Annotated in this window: 19 protein-coding genes and 2 tRNA genes; 14 read left to right on the top strand and 7 right to left on the bottom strand. The window is 70.4% G+C overall.

Annotated features, from left to right (window positions below; translation table 11 throughout):
- Positions 1 to 136: 136 nt before the first annotated feature.
- From VM685_RS16905 to VM685_RS16855, 11 genes are all read left to right on the top strand, one after another.
- A complete protein-coding gene (locus VM685_RS16905; protein WP_325461347.1) occupies positions 137 to 616 on the top strand; it encodes a UPF0262 family protein in 480 nt (159 codons plus the stop codon).
- A gap of 5 nt (positions 617 to 621) precedes the next feature.
- On the top strand, positions 622 to 1,086 hold the full coding sequence (locus tag VM685_RS16900; protein WP_325461346.1) for a low molecular weight phosphatase family protein: 465 nt from the start codon (positions 622 to 624) through the stop codon (positions 1,084 to 1,086).
- Between the two features lie 116 nt (positions 1,087 to 1,202).
- Positions 1,203 to 1,421, top strand: a complete 219-nt coding sequence (gene infA / locus VM685_RS16895; protein ID WP_111458197.1) for a translation initiation factor IF-1 — start codon at positions 1,203 to 1,205, stop codon at positions 1,419 to 1,421.
- A gap of 11 nt (positions 1,422 to 1,432) precedes the next feature.
- Entirely contained in the window at positions 1,433 to 2,023 is a 591-nt protein-coding gene (locus VM685_RS16890) for a Maf family protein (RefSeq protein WP_325461345.1), read from the top strand.
- Positions 2,020 to 3,060 carry a ribonuclease E/G gene (locus tag VM685_RS16885; protein WP_325461344.1) on the top strand — a complete coding sequence of 347 codons (1,041 nt, stop codon included), beginning with the start codon at positions 2,020 to 2,022 and terminating at the stop codon, positions 3,058 to 3,060. Before VM685_RS16890 ends, VM685_RS16885 begins: the two co-directional genes overlap by 4 nt.
- Complete coding sequence (locus tag VM685_RS16880; RefSeq protein ID WP_325461343.1) at positions 3,057 to 3,227, top strand: DNA gyrase inhibitor YacG; 171 nt, start codon at positions 3,057 to 3,059, stop codon at positions 3,225 to 3,227. Before VM685_RS16885 ends, VM685_RS16880 begins: the two co-directional genes overlap by 4 nt.
- 65 nt (positions 3,228 to 3,292) lie before the next feature.
- Positions 3,293 to 3,368: transfer RNA gene (locus VM685_RS16875), tRNA-Phe, on the top strand.
- A 551-nt stretch (positions 3,369 to 3,919) separates the two neighbouring features.
- Positions 3,920 to 4,834 carry a tonB-system energizer ExbB gene (exbB, locus tag VM685_RS16870; RefSeq protein ID WP_325461342.1) on the top strand — a complete coding sequence of 305 codons (915 nt, stop codon included), beginning with the start codon at positions 3,920 to 3,922 and terminating at the stop codon, positions 4,832 to 4,834.
- Between the two features lie 5 nt (positions 4,835 to 4,839).
- On the top strand, positions 4,840 to 5,274 hold the full coding sequence (locus VM685_RS16865; RefSeq protein ID WP_325461341.1) for a biopolymer transporter ExbD: 435 nt from the start codon (positions 4,840 to 4,842) through the stop codon (positions 5,272 to 5,274).
- A gap of 12 nt (positions 5,275 to 5,286) precedes the next feature.
- Positions 5,287 to 5,991, top strand: a complete 705-nt coding sequence (locus tag VM685_RS16860) for an energy transducer TonB (protein WP_325461340.1) — start codon at positions 5,287 to 5,289, stop codon at positions 5,989 to 5,991.
- 131 nt (positions 5,992 to 6,122) lie between these two features.
- Positions 6,123 to 6,199, top strand: a tRNA-His gene (locus VM685_RS16855).
- 42 nt (positions 6,200 to 6,241) lie between these two features.
- Here VM685_RS16855 and VM685_RS16850 read toward each other — a convergent pair.
- The 3 genes from VM685_RS16850 to VM685_RS16840 all read right to left on the bottom strand — a co-directional run bounded on the left by VM685_RS16850 (position 6,242) and on the right by VM685_RS16840 (position 7,902).
- A complete protein-coding gene (locus VM685_RS16850; protein ID WP_325461339.1) occupies positions 6,242 to 7,402 on the bottom strand; it encodes a hypothetical protein in 1,161 nt (386 codons plus the stop codon).
- Positions 7,399 to 7,686 carry a hypothetical protein gene (locus VM685_RS16845; RefSeq protein ID WP_325461338.1) on the bottom strand — a complete coding sequence of 96 codons (288 nt, stop codon included), beginning with the start codon at positions 7,684 to 7,686 and terminating at the stop codon, positions 7,399 to 7,401. Before VM685_RS16845 ends, VM685_RS16850 begins: the two co-directional genes overlap by 4 nt.
- Positions 7,687 to 7,770: 84 nt before the next feature.
- Positions 7,771 to 7,902, bottom strand: a complete 132-nt coding sequence (locus VM685_RS16840) for a hypothetical protein (protein ID WP_325461337.1) — start codon at positions 7,900 to 7,902, stop codon at positions 7,771 to 7,773.
- A gap of 837 nt (positions 7,903 to 8,739) precedes the next feature.
- Here VM685_RS16840 and VM685_RS16835 point away from each other — a divergent pair.
- A complete protein-coding gene (locus VM685_RS16835) occupies positions 8,740 to 8,895 on the top strand; it encodes a hypothetical protein (protein ID WP_325461336.1) in 156 nt (51 codons plus the stop codon).
- Positions 8,896 to 8,936: 41 nt separating this feature from the next.
- Here the strand turns inward: VM685_RS16835 and VM685_RS16830 are convergent, their stop codons facing one another.
- Together VM685_RS16830 and VM685_RS16825 are read right to left on the bottom strand one after the other, a co-directional pair.
- Positions 8,937 to 11,045: a tetratricopeptide repeat protein gene (locus VM685_RS16830; RefSeq protein ID WP_325461335.1), complete on the bottom strand. Its 2,109-nt coding sequence runs from the start codon at positions 11,043 to 11,045 to the stop codon at positions 8,937 to 8,939.
- A 256-nt stretch (positions 11,046 to 11,301) separates the two neighbouring features.
- Positions 11,302 to 12,189 carry a LysR family transcriptional regulator gene (locus VM685_RS16825; RefSeq protein WP_325461334.1) on the bottom strand — a complete coding sequence of 296 codons (888 nt, stop codon included), beginning with the start codon at positions 12,187 to 12,189 and terminating at the stop codon, positions 11,302 to 11,304.
- Between the two features lie 116 nt (positions 12,190 to 12,305).
- Between VM685_RS16825 and VM685_RS16820 the strand changes: the two genes are divergently transcribed.
- Positions 12,306 to 12,842 carry a hypothetical protein gene (locus VM685_RS16820; protein ID WP_325461333.1) on the top strand — a complete coding sequence of 179 codons (537 nt, stop codon included), beginning with the start codon at positions 12,306 to 12,308 and terminating at the stop codon, positions 12,840 to 12,842.
- Between the two features lie 86 nt (positions 12,843 to 12,928).
- The gene (locus VM685_RS16815) at positions 12,929 to 14,233 is read left to right on the top strand and encodes an MFS transporter (RefSeq protein WP_325461332.1); all 1,305 of its coding nucleotides are present in this window, start codon (positions 12,929 to 12,931) and stop codon (positions 14,231 to 14,233) included.
- A 97-nt stretch (positions 14,234 to 14,330) separates the two neighbouring features.
- On the opposite strand, the gene VM685_RS16810 is transcribed toward VM685_RS16815, so the two are convergent.
- Entirely contained in the window at positions 14,331 to 15,056 is a 726-nt protein-coding gene (locus tag VM685_RS16810) for a L,D-transpeptidase (protein WP_325461331.1), read from the bottom strand.
- Between the two features lie 81 nt (positions 15,057 to 15,137).
- Complete coding sequence (locus tag VM685_RS16805) at positions 15,138 to 15,440, bottom strand: hypothetical protein (protein WP_325461330.1); 303 nt, start codon at positions 15,438 to 15,440, stop codon at positions 15,138 to 15,140.
- Positions 15,441 to 15,516: the final 76 nt, after the last annotated feature.

Below are 15,516 nucleotides of genomic sequence, written 5' to 3'. Positions count from 1 at the left end.
CTCCAGAGGACCGAAGAGACGCCCGGCGCGATCCGCGCCGGCGTTTTTCGTTATCCGGCCGCCGATCGCGCGGGGCGGGATGACGCGCACCCCCGGTTTGCAATAAAGCTCCCCCACCGCCGCAACGCCGGACCCCATGGCCGACGACGACCGCAAGAAGCACCGCCTGCAGAGCGTCGAGCTGGACGAGGAGTCGCTCGCGGCGGTCTCGCGCGACCAGGAGCAGGAGCGGCAGATCGCCATCTTCGATCTGCTCGAGGAGAACTACTTCGCGCCCGAGGGCGCCGAAGGCGGGCCCTACGACCTGCACATGGGACTGATGGAGAACCGGCTGGTGCTTGACGTGCGAGGCCCCGGTTACGAGCGGCGGCACATCCTGTCGCTCTCGCCGTTCCGGACGCTGATCAAAGACTACTTCATGATCTGCGAGAGCTATTACCAGGCGATCCGCAACTCGACGCCCGCGCAGATCGAAGCCTTGGACATGGGCCGGCGCGGCCTGCACAACGAGGCCTCCCAGCTCCTGCAGACCCGCCTGAAGGGCAAGATCGAGACCGACCTCGACACCGCCCGCCGCCTGTTCACGCTCATCTGCGCGCTGCACTGGCGGGGCTGAGACGCATGGCGAGTGACGACAGCGTCCCAGCGCCGGCCGCGGTGCTCTTCGCGTGCAATCTGAACCGGGTGCGCTCGCCCATGGCGGAAGCCCTGCTGAAGCGGCTGGTCGGGGATCGGATGTTCGTCGACAGCTGCGGGCTCAAGCCCTGGCGGGAGGAGGCGTCGGACGGAGAGGGGGCCGATCCCTTCGCGATGGCGGTGATGGCGGAGATCGGCTGCGACCTCTCGGGTCACGAAGCCAAGACCTTCGATGACCTGCAGGACGATTCGTTCGACCTGGTCATCTCGCTCACTCCCGAAGCCCAGCACCGCGCCGTGGAGATGACCCGCGGGCGGGCGGCGGAGATCGAATACTGGCCGATCTTCGATCCGACGCTGTCGGAAGGATCGCGGGAGGCGAGGCTCGCCGCCTATCGCGAGGTGCGGGACGCACTGGCGGCGCGGATCGCCGAACGCTTCCGGCGCTGACGGCGCCCGCCCATCGACCAACGCCGGGCCGCTGCGTTATAATTCCGGCGCTGTTCACGGCTCGCGACCTGATTTAAAGGCGCGGGCCGTCGTTTTATTCTCCGGTGGGAGCCTGCATGGCGAAGGAAGAGCTTCTGGAATTTCCGGGCACGGTCAGCGAAGTCCTGCCCAACGCGACGTTCCGCGTGAAACTCGAGAACGACCACGAGATCATCGCCCACACGGCGGGCAAGATGCGCAAGAACCGCATTCGCGTGTCGGCCGGGGACAAGGTGCTCGTGGAGATGACGCCCTACGACCTGACCAAGGGCCGCATCACCTTCCGCGTCCGCTAGGCTGCCAGGGCTTGGCCCACGAGCCACAACGCCTGGTGCTGGCGTCCGCAAGTCCCAGGCGGCTCGACCTGTTGCGCCAGATTGGGCTCGAGCCCGCTGCCGTGGTCGCCGCCGAGGTCGACGAATCCCCCCTCAAAGATGAAACCCCGCGGCTGCTGGCGATCCGGCTGGCCGGGGCCAAGGCCGCGCGCGTGGCCGCTGACGAGCCCGCCGCCTATGTGCTGGGCGCCGACACCGTGGTGGCTCTGGGCCGCCGGGTGCTGCCGAAGGCCGAGACCGCGGACGAGGTGCGCGCTTGCCTGGACCTGCTGTCGGGACGGGCGCACCGGGTGCTGACCGCGGTGGCGGTTGTCGCGCCGGGCGGCGGCCGCACGGCCCGGCGGCTCGTGGAGACCCGCGTCCGCTTCAAGCGGCTGTCGCCTCAGGACATCGCAGGCTACCTCGCGTCCGGCGAAGGCCTCGGCAAGGCCGGCGGCTATGGCGTGCAGGGCCGAGCCGGCGGCTTCGTGACCGCCCTGCAGGGCTCCTATCCGGCGGTGGTCGGCCTGCCGCTCTACGAAACCGCGAGCCTTCTGGGCGGGCTGGGATACCGACTGCCATGAGCGAGCGACACCTCTACCTGGACCGCGGGATGGGCGAGAGCCGGGGCGTGGTCACCCTGGACGGCCAGGCCGAGCGCCTGCTTGTCCGTCGCGACGGCGACGACCCGCGGCTGGCGTTGGGCGCCCGCTGCGTCGCCCGTGTCGCTAGCCTTGAGCCGGCGCTCGCCACCGCCTTTCTGGACCTCGGCGGCGGTGCGGAGGCCATCCTGCCGTTCAAGCCGGACGCCAAGCCCGTCAGGGGGCAGACGCTGGAGATCGAGATCCGCAGCGAGCCCCGCCGGGGGAAGCTCGCCATCGCCCGCGCGCTCGGCCCGGGGGAGGGGACGCCGCGCCTGCTGGGGCCGCCGCGCGATCTCGCCGCCGAGCTCAGCGCGCTCGTTCGTGAGGCTGACATCGTGGAGGGCGCCGTCGCCCGGGAGATGGCCGACCAAGCCGAGGCCGAGGCGCTGGAGGTGCTGCACCCGATCCCGGGCGGGGGCGTGCTCGCCGTCGAGCCCACGCGCGCCCTGACCGCCATCGACATCGACCTGGGCGAGCGCAAGGGCGCCGACGCCAAGCGGGTCACACGCCAGGCGAATCTCGCCGCGCTGGGGCTGGCCGCCCGTCTGCTGCGCCTGAAGGGGCTGGGTGGGATCGTCGTCATCGACCTGGTCGGGCGTGGGCACGACGGGAACGCCCTGATGTCCGCGGCGCGCGCGGCGTTCGGGCCGGACAACCCTGGAGTCGCCATCGGCCCCGTCGGCCGCTTCGGCACCATGGAGCTGTCGCTTCCCCGGCGCGTCACGCCCCTGGGCGAGATCCTCTGCCGCGAGGACGGGCAGATCAGCGACCGTACGCTCGCCCAGCGCCTCATACGCCGGCTGGAGGCCGAGGGCGCCGCCCAGCCGGGCGCCCGGCTTGAGGCGCGCTGCGCGCCTGGCGTGGCCGAGGCCGCTCGTCCGCTGGGCGCGCTCCTCGCGGGACGCATCGGCGCCCGGTTCACGATCAAGGCTGATCCGGCCGTCCCGCGGGAGCGCCTCGAGGTTTCCGCCGGATGAGCCGGGCGAAGTGTCCGATCTGCGGCAAGCCGCCGACGGCGGAGTACCGGCCGTTCTGCTCCCGCCGCTGCGCCGATGTCGACCTGCAACGGTGGCTGACCGGCGGCTACGCGGTCCCCGCGGTCGAGGAGGACGACGCCTCGAACGACGAGCCGCCGCAGGACTGAAAAGGCCTGCTGGACTTCGCAAAAGGCCTCTTCTATAGACGCGGCTCCCGCGTCGGCGGCCCGGCGCCTGGGTAGCTCAGTTGGTAGAGCAGCGGATTGAAAATCCGCGTGTCGGTGGTTCGAATCCGCCCCCAGGCACCATTTCCTTTGTCCGGAAAGATCAATCCGCCGGCGACTGCGTCTTGCACAAGCAAAGGCGCCGCGCGGCGCCTCCCGGGCGCCGAAGATTCAGTTATGTGAGCTGGAGTATTCCACAACGCGGTTCCGCGGAAAGTTGCTGCAGCGCAGCATCTAAATTCCCGGCGAAGTGGAAACACGTCGTAGAAAAGTTGGCCTACGCATTGTGCATCGCAGCACCATGGGCGGCAGATGAAATTTCACAATAGCGCGAAGGCTTCTGCCCCCTTGACGCCTTAATAAGGGGTTGCCAAAGGGTCGCAGCCGCACGTCTAAGATAGCGGTAAGACTTCGGGTTCCTTCGGGAGTTCGGGGTCGCCTCGCGCCTTCGAAACGCCAATCTTCCACGAGCAGTTGGGAGTACGCGTTACGGGTCGGGCGCAGCGACAGCGGCTCTGTCGTCTCGGTCCGGTAAAACGGTTCGGGACGGCGGGCTTGTTTCAACTAGGGTGGAGACGCTCTCGCGCGACGACCCTCCGGCCAATCGTGCTAGACCAACCAGGAACTGGCGACAGATGCTCGACAACAAACTGAAGACCCCTTTCATCGCTCTCGTCGGCGCGCTGGCGCTGACGGTGAGCGCGCCGGCGTTCGCCCAGGACGCCGCCGCTCCGGCCGCTCCGGCTGCGGCCGCCCCTGCCGCTCCGGCGGCTGACACCGCGGCCGCTCCGGCCGCCGCCCCGGCCGGCGAACCCGCCGCGGCGGCTGGCGAAGCCGCCGATCCGCCGACCATGAAGCACGCCGGCAAGCTCGGCATCGGCACCATGTTCATGGACGCCGACCCGGTCGTTAAGGTCGTGATGATCGGCCTGGTGCTGGCCTCGATCTTCTCGTGGACGCTGCTGCTCACGAAGCTGCTCGAGTTCCGCAACCTGAACCGCGTCACCGACAACTTCCTCGAGCAGTTCCGCGGCGCGAAGTCGATCAACGACATGAACCGCATCGCGCTCTCGGAAGAGTTCGACGGCAACCCGCTGGCGGACATGGCCGCCGCGGCCGCCCAGGAGATCGAGCTGTCCCGTCAAGCGGGCCTGCAGATCGCCGGCGAGCACCGCGACACCACGATCATGCGCGCCCAAGCCGCCGTCGGCGCGGTGCAGGCCTCCCTGGCCCGCCGCCTCTCCAGCGGCATGCAGTTCCTGGCCTCCGTCGGCTCCAACGGTCCGTTCATCGGTCTGTTCGGCACCGTCTACGGGATCATGAACTCGTTCATCGGGATCGCGAACACCAACACGACCAACCTGGCCGTCGTCGCGCCCGGTATCGCCGAAGCCCTGCTGGCCACCGGCCTGGGTCTCTTCGCCGCCATCCCGTCGGTTATCTTCTACAACTACTTCCAGACGCGGATTTCGGCCTATGGCGCCCGCACTGAAGGTTTTGTCGCTGAGCTGATGAACGCGATCTCCCGGCAGCTCGACAAAGGAGCCTAAGCCACATGGGAGCAAAACTCTCGGGACCGAGCGGCGACAGCCGGTACCAAGAGGAGCAGAACGCGGAAATCAACGTCACCCCGTTCGTGGACGTGATGCTGGTTCTCCTGATCATCTTCATGGTGGCGGCCCCTATGGCGGCCGTCACTGTGAAGGTGGCCCTGCCCCCCGCGGTCGCGCCGCCTTCGACGAACCCGCCGAAGCCGGTCTACATTTCGCTCCAGTCGAACGGGCGGATTTTCATCCAGGACTTCCCGTCGGATCTCTCCACCCTCGGTGACGATCTCCGCACGAACCTGGGGGCGAGCCGTAACCCGACGAAGGAGCGGATCTTCATCCGGGCCGACAAGGACGTGCTCTACGGCGACTTCATGGGCGTTATGAACATGCTGCAGGACAACGGGTTCTACAGCGTGGCCCTGGTCGGCGAAGAACAGTGAGGACGGTGACGCATGGCTGATACTCAAGAAGCCGTCCACGTCCGGCACAATCCGTTCGACGACCCCAAGCCGAAGATGAGCAAGGGGGTCACGATCGCGATCGTGGTTTCCTTCATCGTCCACGTGGTCATCGGCATCTACCTGTGGAAGACGCGGTTCGAGCCGAAGTACCGTGAGTACTCGGACGAAGTGACGGACGTGGCGATCATCAAGCCGGTGCCGCCGCCTCCGCCGCCTCCGCCGCCGCCGCCGCCGCCGAACACGCCGCCGCCGCCGCCGCCCAAGCTGCAGCCGCGACCCCCGGTGGCGATGCCCGACGTGCCTTCGATCCCGCCGCTGCCGGTTCCGCCGGTCGAGCGTCGGATCGAGGCGCCCAGGCCGCCGGCTCCGCCGCCGCCTGAGCCCCCGCGTCCGTCGGTGATCACCCAGCCGGACTGGCTCCGCCGTCCGTCGGGTGAGGACATGGCCCGGTACTACCCGGAACGCGCCCTGCGGATGGAGGCCGAAGGACGGGCGACGCTCAGCTGCACGGTCAACGCCCGTGGTACGCTGGCGACCTGCTCCGTGGCTTCCGAGGAGCCGGAGAACATGGGCTTCGGCGACGCCGCGATGCGGCTCTCCAAGCTCTTCCGGATGCGACCGCAGACCAAAGACGGCCAACCGGTCGACGGGGGAACGGTGCGGATCCCGATCGTCTTCCGCCTGCCCAAGGGCTGAGCCGGACGATCCGCGACAAAGGAACCCCGGAGGCCACCGCCTCCGGGGTTTTTTGTTTGCCGAAGGGCAGGCCCCCGCGGCCGCTTGATCACACCGCCGGTCACGACTAGAACCGGGCGCTCGCGAAGCGCGCCGCCCTAGCTCAGTTGGTTAGAGCGCCAGATTGTGGCTCTGGAGGTCTCCCGTTCGATCCGGGAGGGCGGTACCATCGCAAGACACTGAAAAGGCCGGAGAAACCTCCGGCCTTTTTTCAGTTCACAGAGTGATTTTTGTCACTTTTTTCCACTTTTCCATTTTCCACTTCCTGGAAGGCCATTTCGCGGGCCATGGCGACCCGTCGCGCGGCGGCGTCCGAAAGGCGGGTCCGGTCTGCCTGGCGGCGGTACTGGGTGAAGCTGTGGGCGCTCTGGTGGCCCATCATCGCCGCTCCCTCCGCGTCGCTGCAGCCCGCCAGCGCCAGCTCCACGCCCCGCGTGTGGCGCAGGCCGTGCAGGTCGTAGCGGTCGCTGTCGAGCAGGCCCTGGGCATGCAGGGCGCCCACCAGCTTGGCGAGCTCCTGGCCCAGGCCGTCCTCGGTGTAGGCGAGGCCGGCGACGTTGAAGACCAGCGTCGTTGTCACCACGGGGGCCTCGCCCGCGGCGATCCTGCGCCGGCGGCGGGCGCTGACGGGGGCTGCGTCCGGAATCGCCTCGAGCCAGCGGGCGAGCGCCGGGTCCTCGGGGATGTCCACGTGGACGCCCCGCTTGCCGGAGTGGAAGCGGAAGCGGCCGTCCCGGCGCGCGGTGCGGGGTATCCGCACCAGGTCGCCGCGGCGCGCGCCCGTGTAGCGGCCGATGGCGACGGCGCGGGCGAGGCCCGGGCGGTTCGCGGCCAGGGCGGCCTCGATCACCGTGGCCAGCACATCGTCCGACCAGATCCGGTGCGGCTCCCTGAGCGCCCGTGGGCGGCGGACCTGGCCCACCAGGGGGAACGGGTCGGTCCTGAGCGTTCCGGCGATCAGGCAGGGCTTGAGGACATTCTTCAGGACCTGCAGGCGCAGGTTGGCGGCCCGGTGGCCGCGCCGCGCCCACAGGGTCTTCAGGCGGTCCACATAGGCCGGTGTGAAGGTGGAGACCGGGAGGCGGCCCAGGTCCTCCTCGAACTCCTTGAGCATGAGCCGGTACTCGTACTGGGTGGAGGCCGCCAGGCCCCGGAAGTCGGGGCTTTCCAGCTCATAGGCGCGCAGCGCGGCGCCGAGCGAGGCCGCCGGCGGCGCCGGGGGTGGGGCCCGCTGCGCCAGCAGGGCCTCCACGTGCGCCCTGAGCGCCGCCGGGGCGAGCCCGTCCGGCAGGCGGATCGGGGGCACGCCCTTGCGACGGAGGTAGAGGTAGGTGGAGCCGTCCGCGCCGCGGACCTGTTTGACATGTTTCATGGCTCTCCAGACGCATCCGGGCGTCCACCACCCTGGCGGCGCGCGACGGCCTCGAGGGCGGCCTCCGCGGCGGCGGCGCGGGGCGCGAAGCTCGCCGCGCCCAGGCGCTCGGCCAGGAGGTCGAGGTCAGAGCGGCGCCAGCGGCGGGTGCGGGGCCCAAGGAGGATGGGGTCCAGGCCTTCGCGGGCGAGCAGCCGGCGCAGGGCGCGCGGCGAGAGCCCCAGGTAGGCGGCGGACGTCCGGGCGTCCATCAGGACGGGCCATTCGCGGGCGGACGGAGACATGGTTACGGAACCGCCGGGACGCCGCTTCGGTCCGGCGGGCGCGCAGAGACGTGCGTTCGGCGGGTCGCCGCGGCCGGTCCGGGCTCAGGCGAGCGCGTCGGCGAAGCCGGCGAGGCCCTGTCGTCTCAGCATCGAGACCAGCCGCCGCCGTTCGGCGGCGAGCGCCATGCCGGTGCGACCCGAGCCGGCCGGGATCTTGGCATAGGGATAGGTCACCCCATCCCGCTCGCCGCTGTAGACCGAACACGCGGGGGGGCGGGGTGGCGACGTTGGGAGCGGTGTGCGAACAGGCTCTGCACCGCAGGTGAGAGCGCGTGCATACAGACAATTCTATCGATCTTGTCTGTACGTGGTCATGGTTGCCCGGGGTCTCGGCGGGCTGCGGCCCCGGGCCGCATGGTCAAGCTTGATCCGCGCCGATACCCCGACCACGCCTGGTTCGCGCGGCATGCTCGCGCCGGCGATGGCGCGGCGAGCGGGCCGCGGAGCGGGAGGAGCTTTCCTCCCGCTCCTGCCGTCCTCCACGCTCGACGGCCCGCGGATATCTCATGCCGAGCGTGGGCCAAGGCCGCGCCCGTCCGCGGTCATCCGGCGGGTAGGGATCGCCCTGAGGCTGTGGCGTGTTGTGTCACCTCCCCGCTGTCGCCCCACATTGGGGTTCCCGGAGGTTGCAGGCCGTTCCATTCCTGAGCGAAACTGCCTTGTCGATCACCTCCGAAGGGTGGTCGGCTCGGTGAGCGGGAGAGAGCCGAAGACATCGCCCGCAGCCTGGCTACGTCCCCCTGGACAGGGAGCCGGCCGCCCCCGGGGAGCGTGATGCCCCGTTTCTTTCCATCGTGCTGGCCATCGCCGCTCACACGGCGTGGCCGTGTCCCCGCGACGCCGCCGTGGAGGTGAGCACGGGGGCCCGGCCAGGCAAGCCGCCGGCCGCGCAGGACGCGTCCACGCCATCCGCCGCCTCGGCGCACACATGTGGCCGATCCCATCCGGCGGTCTGTACAAAAGATACAGTTATTCTTTGGCGCCCGTGGCGGCCGCGCTTATTCTCCACCCATGGCCCGCCGCTCCCCCACACCGATCCGGAACTCGCTCTCGCTCAAGCTCGGCGGCTGGCTGGAGGCGCACGCCACCGGCTGGGGCGTGGTTGCGATCCCCATCGTCGTGGTCCTCGTCCTGGCGGCGGAGGGCCTGAGGCTCTGGCTCGGCTGAGGCCGCGGACGCAGTCGCGCCACGGGCGTTTGGGCCGGCGCCTAGATCAGGTCGAGGATCTTCGCCACCGGCCCGGCCCAGTCCCCGTGCCGCGCCTGGCGGAACACCTGAACCGAGGGATACCACGGGCTGTCGTCACGCCCCTGCATCCAGCGCCAGTCCTGGCGCAGGTAGGGGAGCATCAGGAAGGTCGGCTTGCCCATGGCGCCGGCGAGGTGGGCGACGGCGGTGTCCACGGTGACCAGGGCGTCGAGCTGTTCGAGAACGGCGGCGTTGTCCGCGAAATCGCCGAGCGGCTCGGTGAGGTCCACGAGCGGCCGGCCCAACGCTTCTAGGGGGGCGAGCAGGTCCTTCGAGGGCATCGAGCGGTGCGGGTTGGGGGTGGGGCGGCCCTTCCACACGATCCCGATCGCGCCTTTCGGGGCGTAGCCCGCCCACTTCCGGCGACGGTCCTCGGGCGCGGTGAGGTACGGGGCGCCAGGAATGGTCTCCGGCGTCATGCCGAGCTTCCCCGGTATGGAAAGCGGAAGGGTCCAGTAGTCGGGCTGCGGGAAGGTGGTCTCGGCGGACTGCTCCACCACCTCGACGCCCAGAGTGGCGAAGAGGGCGGTGAGCTCGGGCGGCGCCACGAGCGTGACGCGGGCGCCCTGGTCCCGAAGCATCGGGGCGAAGCGGGCGAACTGGATCTGGTCGCCGAAGCCCTGCTCGGGCCAGATCACCAGGGAGCGGCCGGCGAGCGGTTCGCCGTTCCAGCGGTTCGGCAGGTCCAGCGGCTCGGCGTTCTGACCGGGCGCGCCGATGCGGCTTTCGTAGAGAGGCCAGCCTTCCTCGAACTTGCCGAGCCCGAGGAGGAGCTTCGCCACTTCGGTGCGCAGGCTGGGGGTGTCCTGCGGCCCGGCCAGGGCGCGGCGATAGGGCGCCTCAGCCTCGGTCCAGCGGCCCACGGCGTTCAGGAAGCGGGCGAGCGCCAGGTGCGACCAGGGGGCGTCGGGCTTCAGCGCCACCGCTCGGCGGAGCTCGCGCTCGGCCTCGTCGAAGCGGAAGAGCTCGAGCAGGGCGGAACCGTAGTTGGCGCAGGCCTCCGCGCTCTGCGGCGCGGCGGCGGTGATCGGCTCCCAGATCTCCGCGGCGGCCGCGAAGTCGCCAGCGTCCTGCAGGCGCATGGCCTCATGAAAGGACGGCAGGATGTTCGCCTGGGTGATCTGGCGTTTCGGCGTTGCCGCTGCAGGCGCCCGGGCGACGACCTCCCGGACCACAGAGGCCCAGTCGCCGGGCGCGGGCTGCCGGAACAGGGTCATGCTGGGGTACCACGGGCTGTCGGCGCGGCCGCGCAGCCACCGCCAGTCGGCGAGGTAGGGCAGGAGGAGCCAGGTCGGCTTGCCCATGGCGCCGGCGAGGTGGGCGACAGCGGTGTCGACCGTGATCACCAGCGAGAGGCCCGCGATGATGTCGGCCGTGTCCTGCAGGTCCTTGGCGCCGGTATCCTCGGGCGCCAGGCTGCGGGCGCCGGGAAGCGTCAGCAGGGCTTCGGCCGCCGCGTTCGGCAGGGAGCGGCCAGGGTCCGGCGCCTGCCGGCCGCGCACCATGATCCCCACGCCCTGGCCACCGTCGCGGCCGGGCAGATACGGCTGGGCGGGGAGCGTCTGCAGGGTCACGCCCAGGCGACCCGGGAGGGAGCCCGCCATGACCCAGTAGTCATGGCGGGGAATCGTCACCTGGCCTGACGCTTCGATCACCTCGACCCGCAGGCGCCGGAAGAGGCGGGCGAGCGGCGGTTCGACCAGCATGCTGACGCGGGCGCCGCGGTCCGCAAGGGCGCGGGCGAAGCGGGCGTGCATAATCTGGTCGCCCAGGCCCTGCTCGAACCAGATGAGGATCGAGCGCCCCTCCAGCGGTTCGCCCCGCCATTCGGGGAAGGAGAGGGCCGGCTTCGCGACCCGGCCCTGCGGCCGCTCGAAGCGCACGTCGTAGAGCGGGAACCCTTCCTCGTACTTCCCCTGGGCCAGCAGGCTCAGGCAAAGGTTGTCGCGGGCGTTCACGAGCCCCGGCTGTTCGGCCAGCAGGCGTCGCCAGATGACCTCGGCCTGGGCGTCCTCGCCGGCCCGCTGGAGGGCCACGGCCGCGCGGAAGGCGGTTTCGGGGGAATCCATGCCCGGCGCATAGCACGTCGGCCGTCGCCGCAGGTCCGGGATTCTCCGAGACGAGGCACGGCCCGGGTGGCCTGCCCCTCAGGCGCGCCACGCCGCACGGCAGCCTCCCACAGGCCGGCGATCCGGACCTGATAGGCGGCGATCGCGGCCGACATCGCTGGCGCATGAACGGATGCGTTCGGGTCGGTAGCGGCCCTTGCGGCAGCCATCTAGAGTGGACCTTCGGCCGCCGCCAAGCGCAGAGGGCGCCGAGAGCCTAGGTGCAGACCTCTCGGACGCAGGCCCTAAGCCAGCGATGGGCCGGATCCGTGTCCAGGCGTGGATGCCAGAGCATTGAGACGGTGAACTGCCGCTCCGCGGTGGGAATCGGGAAGCTGAACATGCCGTCCCTTAGCGCGTGGGTATGCCGCTCCGGCGTCGTCGCCACCAGGTCCGAGGCCCGGGCTAGCGCGAGCGCCGCCGCAAAGCCGCTGACCGCGCTCACGACCCGCCTCTTCACCCCATCGGGCAACAGGGGGCCGTCCACGGCGTCGTCGTCGAGCCCGGTCCGCGAAACGATGACGTGGCCCGCTTCAGCGTAGTCGGCCAGCGTGATCTTCGGCCGCGCCAGCGGATGTCCGTTCCGAACGACCCCGATCAGCCTGTCGTGAAACAGCGCCTGGCTGCGCAACTCGGGCCCGGTTCCGGCCTCGATGACGCCAGTCTCCAGATCCACCCGGCCTTCCCGCAGCGGAGCGCTGTCCTTGTCCGCCTTCTGGAGGAAATTCAGCCGCACGCCCGGCGCCTCTGCCGCGACCCGCGCGAGCAGGCCCGGCCCGAAGTTCTCAACGAAGCCGTCGCTCGTGCGCAGCGTGAAGGTCCGCGAGAGGGTCGCCGGATCGTGCTGCTCTGCCGGTCTTAGCACCGCCTGCGCCTCATCGACCAACTGGCGGGTTTGCACCCGCAACGCCTCAGCGCGGGGGGTGGGGACGAGGCCTCGCCCGGAGCGCACGAGCAGGGGATCTCCCGTGACGTCGCGCAGACGGGCGAGCGTCCGGCTCGTGGCCGACGGGCTGAGGCGCAGCCGCCGCGCGGCGCGCGCCACGCTCCCCTCCGCGAGCAGAACGTCGAGGGCCACGAGGAGATTGAGATCGGGCGTCTGCATCGAAGCCTCCCTGCGCTCGATATATGGCGCACGATGCACGAATAGAATGCAAATGCTGCGTCTTCCGCCTGGTCTGCGGCGTCGGCACCTTGCTTCGCAGCACGAAGGAGATCGCCATGCGCAGTTCGCTCGACCAGTTCGTCGCCACCGTCCGCTCGGCCTGGAGCCCTCTCACGAGCGATGTGGTGTGCGCCGCCCGCAATGGACTTGAAGCGCTAGCGCGCGCGCCGGGCCAGGAAGCCTGGCTTGCAGACCTGCTCGCCGAGGCGCCGGCAAGCGAGGAACTCCATCGCGATCAGGACCTCGGGTTCGTCCTGCTGGCCCACACCGAGTCACAGGGTCTCTATCGACCGCCGCACGATCACGGGCGCGCCTGGGTCGTATATGCCGTTCCGCACGGCGAGGTGGAGATGCGCACCTACGCCCGGATCGAGTCGGGTGAAGGTCAGGTTCGGCTGGTGCAGCGCGACGCCCGCATAATGCGGGCCGGTGACGCCCAAGCCTACCTCCCCGGCGACATCCACGACACCCGCTGCCTCAGCGCCTCGGCGCTGCTGTTCCGCTTCACCGAACGTGATCTCCGGCACGAAGGGGTCGAAGGACGGTTGACCCGCTATCCGGCACCGCGGGACGGCTGGACGAGCGGCCAGTGAGAACCCTTGCGGCCGCCCCGCCGCGCGGGCCCGAAGGCCGGCCCTCGGTTCAGCGCGCACTCTCCGTCTTCGCCGTCCTGGCTGCGATGACCCTGGTCGTTCTGGACGCGGGCATCGTGAACGTCGCCCTGCCCGAGCTTTCGCGTGTCCTGGTGGTCGGGTCGTCCGAGGGCATCCTGGTGGTGACGGCCTATCAGGCCGGTCTCGTCATGGCGCTGCTGCCGGCAGGAGCGCTGGGAGAGCGCCTGGGGCACCGGCGCGTCTTCACCTTCGGAGTCCTGCTTTTCGCGGCCGCGTCCGCTGGCTGCGCCATATCCCCCTCCCTCCCTTGGCTCGTCGCCGCACGGTTCGTGCAGGGGCTGGGTGGCGCCGCAATCATGGCGCTCGGCGTCGCATTGCTTCGACTGACGGTCGCCCGCGAGCGACTCGGCGCAGCTATCGGCTGGAACGCGCTCACCGTCGCGCTCGCCTCGGCAGCCGCCCCGAGCTTGGGGGCGGCGATCCTCTCCGTCGCTCCCTGGCCCGCGCTGTTCGCGATCAACCTTCCCGTCGCTGTCGCGGCGCTGTTGGCGGCCCGCGCCCTGCCGGCCTCAATCCCTGGCGGCGCCTCACCCGACGGCGTCAGCATGGCGTTGAACGCCGCCGCGTTCGGAGCCTTGATCGTGGCAGGAGAGGCGGTGCTCGCGACGCCCGGTCCGGCTATCGGACTGGCGTTCGCCGGGGTCGTCGTCATGGCGCTTCTCGCCCGGCGTGAAGCCAGCAAGCCTAGCCCACTCCTTCCCCTGGATCTGCTGCGGTCCGAGCCATTTCGTCTCTCCGTGATCGCCTCGATCCTGTGCTTCATGGCCCAGTCCATGGGACTGCTCGCCCTACCGTTCCTGCTGCAACGCGACCTCGGGCAGACGCTCCTGCAGGCCGGCGCCTACATGACGTTCTGGCCGCTCACCGTCGCCGCCACCTCGATCGTCGCCAGTCGGCTGGCGGACCGGGTCCCCACGGCTTGGCTGTGCGCTGCGGGCGCCGCGTTGCTTGCGGTTGGCCTTGCCGGTGCGGCCGCATGGCCGCTGGGCGGCCAGGCGGAGAAACTGCTGCCGTTCCTCGGTCTTTGCGGAGCCGGCTTCGGCCTCTTCCAGTCACCCAACAACCGCAATCTGTTCCTCAGCGCCGCGGCCGAGCGCAGCGGAGCCGCCGGCGGAATGCAGGGAACAGCGCGGGTGACGGGTCAGACCGCAGGTTCCGTGATCGTCGCGCTCCTGTTCAGCGTCCCAGTCTCGGCGCCGTCGGTTAGCCTGGCGCTTGCCGCCGCGCTCGCCCTGCTCGCCGGCCTGGTCAGTCTCTTCCGCATCCCGGGCGAGCAACCGAGACCCGCTCAGGGCTCGCAGGAGAGCTAGCAGGACCTTCGGGAGGCCGACGTGACCTGTGTGGGTCATCAGCAGACCTTCGGCGGTTCGCTTTGCGCCCTGGAGGGCTCCCGCGAACTCGTGGGTCTCAATTGGCAGCGGCGTACGTGTCTCCCTCCGCCGCTGGCGCGATGTCGGCCAGCCGCCGCGCGACCTCAGGCGCCGGCAGCTCGGGCCGGGTGGCAAGGCCGGGGAACACGGCCTCGGGCGGCTGGCTGTCTGGGAGCACGTAGGCGATGCCGCCGTCCGGCGCGAAGGTCGGCCGCACCACCGTGTCGAAGAACGGCTGCGGGACATTGATGCAGCCGAAGGTGATGCGGTTGTCGTCGGGGCTGGGCGACGTCAGGCGCTCGAGGCGCCGCTCGGCGCGATTGGATGTGACGACCGGATGCAGGGAGACGGCCGCCGAGAAGTCGATCCAGAAGGTCTCGCCCTGGCCCTCCGCAGGGCCGAACCGGGCGCGGAACCGGCCCGCCGGCGTGGTGCGCTCATGGGCGGCGATCTTGGCCAGAGGCCGGTCGCCGATGCCAGCGACGCTGTCGTCGCCCGTCGCGAGGCCGATGAGCGCGGGCGAGGAGCTCAGCTCCCGGCCGTCGGCGTCGAACACCGAAACCTCGGCCGACCGCTTGTCGAGGATGAGGAACGGCAGGCCGTTATTGTCGCCGCGCGCCGTCACCCAGGCGGCCATCGCCGTGAGGTCCGTCCGGTCGGCGACGCTGGCGATTGCGGGGTCCGTCTCGGCTCGGGCGTGCGAGGTCGCGGCCGAAAGCCCCAGCGACAGCAGGGCGGCGACGGCGGGTGAGGGGAATCGCATGCCTGTCTCGGGCTCCTCGGGGCGGCGGCATCGGGAGAAGGCGGAGCTGCGGGTCGCGTTCCCGCAGCTCCGCAGATGCGCCTAGTTGCGGGGCCGCCGGCGGACGGACTGCTGCTCGACCGTGTCCACGCGGGTGGTCAGCTGGTCGATCCTCTGGCTGGCGGTGCGGGCGTCGGTGGCCGCAGCCTGGGCTGCGGCGTTGGCGGCGTCGGCGCGCTGGATGGCGTCGCTCGCCTTCGCGTCGACCGCGTTGATGCGGGCGTTCACGGCGGCGATCTGTTCGTCCACATAGCCACGGGTGGCGCAGGCGCTGAGGCCAAGGCCGCCCAGCAGCAGCACGGCGGCGAGCCTGGCGGCCCGGACGGGCGTTCCGGGGATGGACATGAGACATTTCCTCCTGGGTTCTTTGTGAAGCCGCGAACCGTCGTGTCGGAAAGTCGACGGACGGCCGGGCCGCGGA

Source organism: Phenylobacterium sp. (genome assembly GCF_035539035.1).
In the GTDB taxonomy this organism is placed as follows: domain Bacteria; phylum Pseudomonadota; class Alphaproteobacteria; order Caulobacterales; family Caulobacteraceae; genus Phenylobacterium.
The sequence above is the reverse complement of the archived record's forward strand: the minus strand, read 5'-3'. Positions and strand labels throughout refer to the sequence as shown.